Raw genomic sequence first — 13,643 nt, 5'->3', positions numbered from 1 at the left:
CGACCGGTTCACGAGGTCTCAAGTTCGTTGTCGAGGTAGCCGAAGAGTTCGTCGTCGGTGGCCGCGTCGAAGCCGGCCTCCGCGTCGTCCTCGGCGTCGTCGGCCCGGGTTTCGCTCCAGGTGGCGAGCAGGGCGCGCAGCCGAAGGTCCACCTTGGTGGCGGTGCCGTCGTCGGTGAGCGCGAGCAGCGCGCTCTCCAGTTGGTCGAGCTGGTCGAGTACGCCGGTCCCCGGGTCGGGCTCGTCGCTCGGGAGCAGCGTGAGCAGGTGCCGGGTGATCGCGGCGGCCGACGGGTGGTCGAAGACGAAGGTCGAGGCGAGCCGCAGGCCGGTGGCGGCGGTCAGTCGGTTGCGCAGTTCCACCGAGGTCAGCGAGTCGAACCCGAGGTCGCCGAGCGCGCGGCCGGGGTCGACCTCGGTGCCGGGCGCGTGGCCGAGCACCGCCCCGACCTGCGTGCAGACCAGGTCGAGGACCGTCTGCTCGCGTTCCTCGGCGGGCCGGCCCGCGAGGGTGTCGGCGAACGTCGCGGCCGCGACAGGGGCCGTCGGCGTGGCGCGGCGGGCGGGGGCGCGGACCAGGCCGCGCAGCAGCGGGGGCAGGGTGCCGTCGGCCGCCTGACCGCGCAGTGCGGCGGTGTCGAGGAGGACCGGCACGAGTGCCGCGCGGTCGTCGCGCGTCGCGGCGTCGAACAGCGCGAGCGCGTCGTCGGTGGGCAGTTCGAGGACACCGGAGCGGCCTAGGCGGGCCCGGTCGCCCTCGTCGAGCCCCGCCGTCATGCCGCTCGCGGCGGCCCACAGGCCCCACGCCACGGAGACGCCGGGCAGGCCGAGCGCGTGACGGCGCCGCACGAGCGCGTCGAGCGCCGCGTTGGCGGCCGCGTAGCTGCCCTGGCCCGCGCTGCCGAGGACTCCGGCCGCCGAGGAGAACACCACGAACGCGGACAGGTCGGCGTCCCTGGTCAGCTCGTCCAGGTGCAGCAGGCCGTCGACCTTCGGGCCGAAGACGCGGTCGACGCGTTCGGGTGTCAGCGACTCCAGTACGCCGTCGTCGACGACACCCGCGGTGTGCACGACCGCGCCGAGCGGCCGGTCCAGCGAGGCGAGGAGCGCCGCTACCGCGTCCCGGTCGGCCACGTCGCAGGCCGCCACGGCCACCTCGGCGCCCAGCGCGGCCAGTTCGTCGCGCAGTTCCTCGGCGCCCTCGGTCGCCAGGCCCTTGCGGCCTACGAGGACGAGGTTGCGGACGCCTCGTTCGGCGACGAGGTGCCGGGCCACGATCGCGCCGAGCGTGCCGAGGCCGCCGGTCACCAGGACCGGGCGGTCCGCGTCGATCGGTGCGGGCACGGTCAGCACTGCCTTGCCGGTGAGCCGGGCCTCGGCGACGTGACGGAACGCCTCGGGTGCGCGGCGGACGTCCCAGGCGCGCACCGGCAGGGAGGTCAGCACGCCCGCCTCGCAGAGCGCGAGGATGTCGGCGAGCATCTCCTGGCAGCGGTCGGGGTCCGGCTGCTGCTGGTCGAACGCGGCGTACGTGACGCCGGGCGGCAGCGCGTCGGGCTCGTGGCCTTCGGCCCTGCCCGGCTCGACGAACCGTCCGCCGTCGGGCAGCAGTTCCAGGAAGGCGTCGGTGAACTCCCTTGCCGCCGGGGAGGTGTCCGCGTGCTCCCGCGCTTCCGTGGCAGCCGCCGCGGACTCCCGCGCCTGCGGGTTCAGGACCACGTGCACGCCGCGCCCGCCGGTCTCCACGGCGAACTTCGCCGCAAAGTCGGTGTCGTCCGACGACGCCAGGCGCGCATCGGGCACACCCGCCGCCCGTACGACGTCCCACTCCTCGGGGCGCGCGGTCGCGAACACCTCCGCGCCCCAGTGCCGGGCGAGTTGTACGGCGGCCAGGCCGACGTCGCTCGCCGCCCCGTGGACGAGGACGGACTCGCCGCGGCGCAGGTCCGCCAGGTCGCGCAGGGCGTGGTACGCGGTGAGGAAGGCCAGCGGCACCGTGGCGGCGTCCGCGAAGGACCAGCCCGCGGGCACCGGGGCGAGGAGCCTGTGGTCGGTGACCGCGAGCGGTCCGAAGCCCTGGCCGGCCAGGCCGAGCACGTGGTCGCCCACGGTCAGGCCGGTCACCGCCGAGCCGGTCCCGGTGACCACGCCCGCGATCTCGCTGCCCGGTTCGGCGGCGTCGGGGTGGGCGTCGAGGGCGAGCAGCGCGTCGCGGAGGTTCAGTCCTGCCGCGCGGACGGCTACGCGTACCTCGCCGGGTGCGAGGGGCGCGGTGGCGTCCGGGTGCGGCACCAGGGCGAGGCCGTCCAGGGAGCCGTGCGGCTGGACGTCGAGGCGCCACGGGCCGTCGGCGGGCGGGGTGAGCACCCGGTCGGCGGTGGTGCGGGCGAGCCTGGGCACGGTCACCCTGCCTGCGCGTACGGCCAGTTGGGGCTCGTCGGAGGCCAGCGCGGCGGGCACGGCGAGGGCGGACTCGGCGGTGCCGTCGAGGTCGACGAGCACGAACCGGCCGGGGTTCTCGGTCTGTGCCGATCGGATCAGGCCCCACACGGCGGCCTGCGCCGCGTCGGTGAGATCGGTGTCGACGGCGCTGTGGGTCACGAACACCAGGCGCGTGCCCGTGGTCCGCTCGTCGGCGAGCCAGGCCTGGGCCAGGGCGAGCGCCCAGGACACCGTGTCCCGGGCCGCCGTCCCGTCCGCGCCGGACGCCCGGGGGCAGCGGACGAGCAGGTCGCTCACGCCGTCGAGGGCGGCGAAGTCGGAGACGGTCGGGGTGCCGGGGCCGAAGTCGGCCGCGTCCGGGCCGAGGCCGTCCACGCCGAGGCCGTCCGCCCCGAGCGCGTCCGCCCCGAGCCCGTCCGTCCCGAGCACGCCGAGGCCGTCCGCCCCGAGCGCGTCCGTCCCGAGCACGGCGAGCCCGACCGGCCTCTGCCCGCCCGCGGCAAGCGGCGGCCACTGCACTTCGAGCAGGGCGTCGGTGGTCCGGGAGCCGGTCCCGCGGAGGTCCGCCGGTCGCATCACCAGTGACTCGACGGTCGCCACCGGCCGCCCTGCGGGGTCCGCGACGGACAGCGACATCTCGTCCATCCCCTGCCCCGTCGGCGACCAGCGCACCCGCAGCGCCGAGGCGCCGACGGCGTGCAGCCGCACTCCCCTGAAGCTGAACGGCAGCCGGGGGCCCGCGCCGACCTCGTCGAGGGCGCGCAGCACGGGTGCGTGCAGCGCGGCGTCGAGCAGGGCGGGGTGCACGCTGAAGCCGTCGCCGGCGGTCCCGTCCGGCAGGGCCACCTCGACGTACACGTCACGGTCGAGGCTCCAGGCCGCGCGCAGCGCGCGGAACACGGGCCCGTAGCCGTAGCCGAGTTCGTCGAGGCGGTCGTAGACGCCGTCGACGTCCATCGCTGTCGCGCCTCGCGGCGGCCACGCCGCGAGGTCGGTCTCCTGCACGTCGCCCGTGGTGAGCAGGCCGGTGGCGTGCTCGGTCCACGGCGCGTCCCGGTCGGCGTCGTCGGCCCGTGAGTGCACGCGGATGCTCCGCGTGCCGTCGTTCTCCGCGCCCACCGTGACGCGCAGGGCGAGGTCGCCACGCTCGGGCAGGGCCATCGGGGCCTGCAGGGTCAGTTCGTCGACGGTGTCGAGGCCGCAGTGGCTCGCGGCGTGCAGGGCGAGGTCGAGGAAGCCGGTGCCGGGGAACAGCACCCGGCCGCCGACGCCGTGGTCGGCGAGCCACGGATGGGTCCGGGTGGAGAGCCTGCCGGTGAAGACGACGCCGTCGGCTTCGGGCAGCGCGACCGCGGCGCGCAGCAGCGGGTGCTCGCCCGCGGCGACACCGAGGGCCGCTGTCGCCCCGTCACCGGCGGGGGCGACGGCGGCGGTCAGCCAGTAGCGGTCGTGCTGGAAGGCGTAGGTGGGCAGGTCGACCCGGCGGCCCGGGCCGCCGAGCGCGGCGGCGGCATCCAGCGTCGCGCCGCGGACGTACAGGTGCGCGGCGGCGAGGGTGAGCGCGTCCGGTTCGGGCCGGTCGGAGCGCAGCGTCGGCACGAACACCGTGTCGGGGGCGCTGTCCTGGCCCATCGCGGCGAGCACGGTGCCGGGCCCGACCTCCACCATCGTCGTCACGCCCTGCGCGACGAGTGCCGTGACGCCGTCGGCGAACCGCACGGGCCGGCGCACGTGTCGCACCCAGTGGTCGGGCGAGGCCAGTTCGTCGGCGCCGACCGGCGCGCCGGTCAGCGTGGACACGATGGGCAGCGTCGGCGGATGGGCGGTGGCGCCCGCCACGACACGGCGGAACGCGGCCAGCATCGGCTCCATGAGCGGCGAGTGGAACGCGTGGCTGACACGCAGCCTGGTCACCTTGCGGCCCTGTGCCTTGAGGCGGTCGGCGAGGTCGAGCACCTCGCGTTCGCTGCCGGACAGGACCAGGGAGTTCGGGCCGTTGATGGCGGCGATGCCGACGTGCTCGGAGAGCTCCGGCGCGATCTCGTCCTCGGCGGCCTGCACGGCGACCATGACGCCACCGGCGGGCAGTTCCTGCATGAGCGCGCCGCGGGCGGCGACGATCGCGCAGGCGTCGGCCAGCGAGAAGACCCCGGCGACGTGGGCGGCGGTGAGTTCGCCGATGGAGTGGCCCGCGAGCGCGTCGGGCTGAAGGCCCCAGGACTCCCACAGGCGGTAGAGGGCGACCTCGACGGCGAACAGCGCGGGCTGGGCGTACTCGGTGCGGTCGAGGAGTGCTTGGTCGTCGCCGAAGACGACGTCGCGCAGCGGCAGCGCGAGGTGCGGGTCGAGGTGGGCGAACGCCTCGTCGAGGGCGTCGGCGAACACGGGGTGCGCCGCGTACAGGCCGCTGCCCATGCCGATGCGCTGGGAGCCCTGGCCGGAGAACAGCACGGCGAGCGTGCCGCCGTCGGGGGTGCCGCGCACCACCGCCGGGTCGTCGCCGCCGACGGTCAGCGCGTCGAGTCCGACGCGCAGTTCGGAGGTGTCGGTGCCGAGGACGACGGCGCGGTGGTCGAGCGCGGCGCGTCCGGTGGTGAGCGTCGTGGCGACGTCCACCGGGGACAGGCCGGGCCGCTCGTCGACGGTGGCGGCAAGGCGGGCCGCCTGGTCGCGCAGCGCGGCGGTGTCGCGGGCGGACAGCGCCCACGCCAGGGTCCGTCCTTCGGGCTCGGCGGTCGGGGCCGCGGGTACGGACTCGGCCTGGGCGTCGGCCTGTTCGAGGATGACGTGTCCGTTGGTGCCGCTGACCCCGAACGCGGACACGGCGGCCCGCCGGGGCCGGTCGGCCTCGGGCCACGGCCGGTCGTCGGCGAGGAGTTCCACGGCGCCGGTCGTCCAGTCCACGTGCTGGGACGGGCGGTCCAGGTGCAGGGTGCGCGGCAGCACGCCGTGGCGCAGCGCCTGCACCATCTTGATGACGCCCGCGATGCCCGAGGCCGCCTGGGTGTGGCCGATGTTGGACTTCAGCGCGCCGAGCAGCAGCGGCCGGTCGGCGGGCCGTTCCTGGCCGTACGTGGCGAGGAGTGCCTGGGCCTCGATGGGGTCGCCGAGCCGGGTGCCCGTGCCGTGGCCCTCGACGGCGTCCACGTCCGCGGCGGACAGGCCCGCGCTCGCGAGCGCCGCGCGGATGACCTGCTGCTGTGCGGGCCCGTTGGGCGCGGAGAGGCCGTTGGAGGCGCCGTCCTGGTTGATGGCGGAGCCGCGGACGACGGCGAGCACTTCGTGGCCGTTGGCCCGGGCGTCGGAGAGGCGTTCCAGCAGGATCAGGCCCGCGCCCTCGCCCCAGCCGACGCCGTCGGCGGCGTCGGCGAAGGGCTTGCACCGGCCGTCGGGGGCCAGGCCGCCCTGCAGGCTGAACTCGGCGAAGGGCATCGGCGTCACCATGATCGCGGTGCCGCCCGCCAGGGCCATCGAGCACTCCCCCGACCGCAGCGCCTGCACGGCGAGGTGCAGGGCGACCAGCGAGGACGAGCAGGCGGTGTCCACGGTGACGGCGGGGCCGCGCAGGCCGAGGGAGTAGGCGACGCGGCCCGACACGACGCTCAGGGCGTCGCCGGTCAGGCGGTAGCCGTCCATCTCGGGCGTCGCCTGCTCCATGGCGCCCGAGTAGCTCTGCGGCGAGGCGCCGACGAACACGCCGGTGAGGCTGTCGTGCACGGAGGACGGGTCGATGCCCGCCCGTTCGAAGGCCTCCCAGGCCAGTTCGAGCACCTGCCGCTGCTGCGGGTCCATCGCGAGGGCCTCGCGCGGGGCGATGCCGAAGAAGCCCGCGTCGAAGCCGCCCGCGTCGTCGAGGAAGGCTCCTTCCAGGGTGCGGCTGCGGCCCTGGGCCGCGGCGTCGGCCGGGTACAGCCGGTCGGTGTCCCAGCCCCGGTCGTCGGGGAACGCCCCGACGGCGTCGTGTCCGGCCATGACGAGCGACCACAGGTCCTCGGGTCCGCGGACGCCGCCGGGGTAGCGGCAGCTCATCGCCACCACGGCGATCGGATCGTCGGCGGCCCCGGTCGTGGTGGTCGGGGTCGGGGCGGCGGTCTGCTGTGCGCCGAGCACGACGGTGTGCAGTTCGGCGGCGAGGGCCGTGGGGGTCGGGTGGTCGAACACGACGGTCGCGGGCAGTCGTACGCCGGTCGCCGTGTTGAGGCGCTTGCGGAGCTCGATGGCGGTCAGGGAGTCGAAGCCCAGCTCGCGGAAGGCTCGGTCGGGCGTGACGGTGTCGGGTCCTTCGTGGCCGAGCACCGCGGCGGCGTGGCCGCGGACCAGGTCGAGCAGGAGCCGGCGCCGGTCGGCGTCGGTGAGCCCGGCGAGGCGGTCGGCGAGCGCGCCACCGGCGGCGGGCTGCTCCGCCGCGTCCTGCTCGGCGAGCGCGACGACGTCGGGTATCTCGCTGATCAGGGGGCGGGAGCGGGCGGCCGTGAAGCCGGGGGCGAAGCGGGCCCAGTCGAAGTCCGCGACCGTGAGGGTGGTCTCGCCCGCCGCGAGGGCGGTGGCGAGCGCGCCGACCGCGAGCTCCGGCCGCATGGGGCGCAGACCCCGGCGGCGCAGCTGGTCGTCCAGGTCACCCGTGACCATGCCGCCGCCCGCCCACATGCCCCAGGAGACCGAGGTGGCGGGCAGTCCGTCGGCGTGGCGGCGCTGTGCGAGGCCGTCGAGGAAGGCGTTGGCGGCGCCGTACGCCCCCAGTTCGCTGCTGCCCCACACCGCGGAACCGGAGGAGAACAGCACGAACGCGTCCAACTCGCGTCCGGCGCACAGCTCGTCGAGGTGGGCCGCGCCGACGGCCTTGGCGCCGACGGCGTGGGCGAGGTCCGAGGTGGTGGTGTCGGAGAGGGGCAGGGACGGGACGGTGCCGGCCGCGTGGAAGACGGAGCGGACGGGGGTGCCGTCGGCGTCGAGCCGGGCGAACAGGTCGGCGAGGGCGGTGCGGTCGGCGGCGTCGCAGGCGGCGACGGTGGTCCGGGCGCCGAGCGCGGTCAGTTCGGCCACCAGGTCCTGGACGCCGGGGGCGTCCGGGCCGCTGCGGCTGGTCAGCACGATGTGGTCGGCGCCGCTTGCCGCCAGCCAGCGGGCGACGTGCCCGCCGATGGCGCCGGTGCCGCCGGTGATCAGCGCGGTGCCGCTGGTGCGCCAGGCGGGTGCCGCCGCAGGTGCGGGCGCCGGTACGAGCCGCCGCACACTCACGCCGGAGGCGCGGACGGCCAGTTGGTCCTCGTCGGTCTGCCCGGCGAGGACGGCGGCGAGCCGGGTGCCGGTCCTGGCGTCGGGGGTCACGGGGAGGTCGACGAGGCCGCCCCAGCGCTCCGGGTGCTCCAGGCCGACGGCGAGGCCGAGGCCCCACACCTGGCTCTGCGCCGGGTGGGTCAGCGGGTCGGAGCGCCCGACGGACACCGCGCCGGTCGTGGCCAGCCACAGGGGCGCGCCGATCCCGGCGTCGCCGAGCGCCCGGACCAGCGCCAGCGTGCCGGAGAGGCCACCGGGGACGGTCGGCGCCGCGGGGTCCGGCCGCTCGTCGAGGGCGAGCAGGGACAGCACGCCACTGGGTACGACGTCCAGGGCGCTCAGCGACTCGGCTGTGCCGTCGACGTGCAGGACGTCGGCGCCGTGGGCGCGCAGCGCGGTGGCGGCCGCCGTCCGCCACGGGTGCTCCGCGTCGGACGGCGGGCCGACCAGGAGCCAGGTCCCGGTCAGGGTGGGGGTGGCGGCGGTGCCGAGCGGGCGCCAGGTGATCCGGTGGCGCCAGGAGTCGACGGCGGTCCGCTCCTGGCTGCGGCGCCGCCAGTCGGCGAGGCTGGGCAGGACGTCGGTCAGGGGCGCGTCGGCGGGCACGTCGAGCGTGGTGGCGAGGTCGCCGCGCTCCACCGCGGCCCAGAACTCCGCGAACGCGGGGTCGTCGCCGCCCGCCGCGGGGCGGGACGTCTCGTCGAGCCAGAACCGCCTGCGCCGGAACGGGTACGTCGGCAGGTCCACGTGCCGCCCGGCGGGCACGACGGCACGCCAGTCGAAGGACAGGCCCTCCACGTACGCCTCGGCGGCGGAGAGCAGGAACCGGTCGAGGTCGCCGTCGGTGCGGCGCAGGGTGCCGACGACGATGGCGTCGCCTCCGGTCGCGTCCACGGTCTCGCGGACACCGATGGTGAGCACGGGGTGCGGGCTGCACTCGACGAACGCGCCGACACCGTGGTCGATCAGGCCGCGAGTCGCCTCCTCGAAGCGCACGGTGTGCCGCAGGTTCTGGTACCAGTAATCGGCGCCCACCTCGGTGCCGGTCAGCCACTCCCCGGTGACCGTGGACAGCATCGGCACATCCGCGGCCTGAGGCTCCACCCCCGCCAGCACGCGCGCCAGCTCGTCCTCGATGCGCTCGACGTGCGGCGAGTGGGACGCGTAGTCGACGGGGATCCGCCGGGCCCGCCTGCCGTCGGCGGCGCAGGCCTCGACCAGCTCGTCCAGGGCGTCCGCGTCACCCGCGACCACCACCGAACCCGGACCGTTGACGGCGGCGACCGAGATCCGCTCGTCCCACGGCGCGATCCACTCCCGGGCGTCGTCGACCGTCGCCGCGAGCGACACCATGCCGCCCTGACCCGACAACGCGAGGATGGCCTTGCTCCGCAGCACGACGATCCTGGCGGCGTCGGCGAGCGAGAGCGCGCCCGCGACGTGCGCGGCGGCGATCTCACCCTGACTGTGCCCGACGACCGCCTCCGGCTCCACACCGTACGAACGCCACAACGCCGCCAGCGACACCATCACCGAGAACAGCACGGGCTGCACGACATCCACCCGCTCCAGCGCTTCCGCATCGCCAAGCACGTCCCACAACGACCACTCCACATACGGCGCCAACGCCTCAGCACACGCCTCCATCGACGCCCGGAACACCGGCGACGACTCAGCCAGCTCAGCCCCCATCCCCAGCCACTGGGAACCCTGGCCGGGGAACACGAACGCCACCTTCCCCGCGGGCCGCGCCACGCCGATCGCCACCCGCGCCGACTCGGCCCCCTGGGCCACCGCTGTCAGCGCGTCGGCGCCGCCCGCCACCACCACGGCCCGGTGCTCGAAGACCGAGCGGGACAGCAGACCGGCCGCCATGTCGGCGGGCGTCAACTGCTCCACGACAGCGGCGAGTCGGGCGGCGTGGGCGCGCAGGGCGTCCTCCGAGCGCGCGGAGAACACCAGCGGCACGGACGCGGACGACGGCTCCGGGTCGGCCGGAACCTCGTCGGGCGCCTGCTCCAGGACGGCGTGGGCGTTGGTGCCGCTGATGCCGAACGAGGACACACCGGCCCGCCGGGGGCGCTCGACCTCCGGCCAGGGCGTGTTCTCGGTGACCAGGGACACCGCGCCCGTCGTCCAGTCCACGTGCGGGGTGGGCTCGGTGATGTGCAGGCTCTTGGGCAGCTCGCCGTGCTGCAGCGCGAGGACCATCTTGATCAGGCCCGCGACGCCGGACGCGGCCTGTGTGTGGCCGATGTTCGACTTCACCGAGCCGAGCAGCAGCGGCCGGTCGGCCGGGTGCTCCTGGCCGTAGGTGGCGAGCAGCGCGTCGGCCTCGATCGGGTCGCCGAGCTTCGTGCCGGTGCCGTGCGCCTCGACGGCGTCGACCTCGGCGGCGGACACGCCCGCGTCGGCGAGGGCCTGCCGGATCACGCGGCGCTGGGCGGGGCCGCTGGGGGCGGTGAGGCCGTTGGAGGCGCCGTCCTGGTTGATGGCGGTGCCCTTGACGAGGGCGAGCACGGGGTGTCCGTTGCGGCGCGCGTCGGAGAGCCGCTCCAGGAGCACCATGGTGGCGCCCTCGGCGAGGCCGAACCCGTCCGCGCTGGCCGAGAACGCCTTGCTGCGGCCGTCGGGGGCCAGCGCGCGCTGGCGGCTGAACTCCACGAACAGGCCCTGCGACGGCATGACCGTGACGCCGCCCGCGAGCGCGACCGTGCACTCGCCGCGGCGCAGCGACTGCACGGCCAGGTGCAGGGCGGCCAGCGACGACGAGCATGCCGTGTCGACGGTGACGGCGGGGCCTGAGAAGCCGAACGTGTAGGAGAGCCTGCCGGACGCGACGCTCGCGGTGTTGCCGGTGAGGAGGTAGCCCTCCAGGTCCGCGGGTGCCTCGTGCAGTCGCGGTCCGTAGTCCATTGTCATCGCGCCCACGAACACGCCCGCGCGGCTGCCCCGCAGCCTGGCCGGGTCGATGCCCGCGCGCTCGATCGCCTCCCAGGAGATCTCCAGGAGCAGCCGCTGCTGCGGGTCCATGCCGAGGGCCTCGCGCGGTGAGATCCCGAAGAACTCCGGGTCGAACTCGGTGGCCTCGTGCAGGAATCCGGCTTCGCGCTGGTAGTAGCCGCCCGCCCGCTCGGCGTCCTCGTCGTAGCGTCCGTCCAGGTCCCAGCCGCGGTCGGCGGGGAACGCGGTGACGCCGTCGCCGCCCGCGGACAGCAGCTCCCACAGGTCCTCGGGGCTCTGTACGCCGCCGGGCAGGCGGCAGCTCATCGCGACGACGGCGATCGGGTCGTCGTCGCCGGCCCTCATGGGGGCCAGGGGCTCGTCGTCCTCGTCGGCCGTGCCGAGCAGGACCCGGTCGATGTGCGTGGCGAGGCCTCGGCACGTCGGGTTGTCGAACACCGCGGACACGGGCAGCTTCAGGCCGGTGGCGACGTTCAGGAGGTTGCGCAGCGACACCGCGCCCGCCGAGTCGACGCCCAGTTCCAGGAGCGGCGCGTCCACGTCGCCCAAGAGCGCGGCGTCCCCGCCTGCGACCGCGGCGACCTGCGCGCGGACCAGGTCGAGGAGGAGTTCGTGGCGGTCGGGGGCGGCCGCGAGCCGGTCGGTGAGGGACGGGGCGGGGGTGGCTGCGGGCGCCGCGTCCAGCGGGTAGGCGGGCAGCGGTACCGTGCGGGCGTCCCGGCCCGCGAACACCGCGTCCCAGTCGGGGAGTACGCCGTGCGCGTGCAGGGTGGCGAGGGCGGCGGTCAGGTGGTCGGCGCTGCCCGGGCCCCGGCGCAGCGTCCCGAGGACGACGGCGTCGACGGCGGCGTCCTCGGCGGTCTCCTGCACGGCCCTGGTGAGGACGGGGTGCGGGCTCGACTCGACGAGCAGGCGGTGGCCCGCGGCCAGTGCGGCGCGGGTGGCGCCCTCGAAGTCGGCGGTGTGGCGCATGTTGCGGCACCAGTGGTCCGCGGTGAGCGTGAGCGGGTCGACCCGCTCGCCCGTGGTGCCCAGGTAGATCGGCACGTCCGTCGGGCGGGGCTCGATCGGGGCGAGGTCGGCGCGCAGCCCGTCGAGGACCGCGTCGACCTGGCGGCCGTGCGCCGCGATGCGGATGTCGATGGCCCTGGCCTTGACGCCGTCCGCGGCGAGTTCGGCGAGGAGTGCGTCGGCCTCGGCCTCGACGCCGGAGACCAGGACCGAGCCGGGGGCGTGCACGGCGGCGAGGTCGAGCCCGTCGTAGCGGGTCAGGCGTTCGCGTACCTCGTCGGCGGACGCGAGGACGGACAGCATCACGCCGCCTTCGAGCAGGTGCACTTGTGCCTGGCCGAACAGGGCCACGGCCCGCGCGCCGTCCTCGACGGACAGCGCGCCCGCGACCGTCGCGGCCGGGAGCTCGCCGGCGCTGGAGCCGATCACGGCGTCGGGCACCACGCCCCAGGACCGCCACAGGGCGGCCAGGGACACCATCATCGCCCAGAGCGCGGGCTGTCCCACGTCCGGCCGGTCGAGCGACGGGGTGTCCGTGCAGCCGCGCAGTACGTCCATGACGGGCCAGTCCACGTGCGGCGTAAGGGCGTCCGCGCAGGCCCGCAGGTGCTCGGCGAACACCGGGAAGCGGTCCGTCAACTCGTCGGCCATGCCCGGCCATTGGGGTCCGTGTCCGGGGAACACGAAGGCGAGGCCGTCCGCGGCGGCCGGGGCGGGGCCGCCGGTGGCGAGTCCCGGGACGGGTAATCCGCCCTTGCTGAAGGCGGCCAACTCGTCGGTGAGGCGGGCCCGGTCGGCGCCGACGAAGACGGCGCGCTCGGCGAGCGCGGGGCGGGTGGTGGCGAGGGACAGGGCGACGTCAGCGAGCGGCAGTTCCGGCTCGGCGTCGAGGAGTACGCACAGGTCGGCGGCGCGCGCCCGCAGGGCGTCCTGGCTGTGGGCCGAGAGTGCGATCGGGACGGCGGGGCCGGGCGTCGCTTCGCGGCCGGGGGCGGGGCGGCCCGAGTGCAGGGCGGCCTCGACGAGTGCAGAAACGTTGTCAGGCCAGGTGTGGTCGGGGCCGACGCGGTAGCCGAACGTCGCGGTCCTGGCGTCGTCGCCCGGCACGAGCACGGCGTGGGCGCCGTCGGCGCCGACGAGCGCCAGGTCGCACGCGCCGGAACGCACGGCGGCGAGGGCCTCGGCCAGGGCGTCGGGTCCGGTACGGCGCGGGCCGCGGAGGCCGAGCGCGTCCGCTAACTCGTCGGCGTCACCTGCATCCGCGCCGTCGGCGGTCAGGTAGACGCCGATGCCCGCCCGGTCGTCGCCGACGCCCGCGTCCTCACAGGCCGTCCACGCCGACTCCACGGCGGCGGTCCGGTCCGCCGGCGGTGTCGCACCGGTCAACTCGGCCCACACAGCGGGATCCGGCTCGGTCCGCACCGGTGCCGCGGGGGCGACTCCGATGACGGCGACAGTGCCGATGTCCACTCGTGCCAATTCGCACATGGCAGCCTCTGCCCTCGTCAATCGTCCACTAAAGAACACACACTTGATTGGCCCGAATTGACTTCGAAGACTTCTCTGCCAATCGGTCCCGACAACTGGCGCAAGTCAAGACCAGGGCTCCAGAAATTGTCAACTGACGTCCATTTCAAGTCGACCGACGACTATTTCCGGTCTCAACCATCGCTGGCGGGATTTGAACCTGCGGGTATCGCGCCCGCGCGAGGAATACACACCATCGCCACACAGACGCCAGTCGGCGCGCCCTGACTCGTGAAATTTACGGGGCCGACCTCGGGAATTTACCGGGGTAGTTGCCCTCCAGCGCAAGGAAAACCCCAGCTCATACCATGCGAGGCGACCGGAGAGACAGCCGAGGATGTGACGAGGCTGAAACATCTGGTGCACGCGTGGACATGTCCCTGTCATGCGACTGTCAGCCTCGGGTCACGCGAAGCTCCATAA

1 protein-coding gene is annotated in these 13,643 nt (G+C 75.3%); it reads right to left on the bottom strand.

Annotation, left to right across the window (positions count from 1 at the left end):
- Positions 1-8 precede the first annotated feature (8 nt).
- Complete coding sequence (locus OO63_RS47345) at positions 9-13,163, bottom strand: type I polyketide synthase (RefSeq protein ID WP_106983541.1); 13,155 nt, start codon at positions 13,161-13,163, stop codon at positions 9-11.
- Positions 13,164-13,643: the final 480 nt, after the last annotated feature.

The organism is Streptomyces alboflavus, from assembly GCF_000716675.1.
In the GTDB taxonomy this organism is placed as follows: Bacteria; Actinomycetota; Actinomycetes; order Streptomycetales; family Streptomycetaceae; genus Streptomyces; species Streptomyces alboflavus.
The sequence above is the reverse complement of the archived record's forward strand: the minus strand, read 5'-3'. Positions and strand labels throughout refer to the sequence as shown.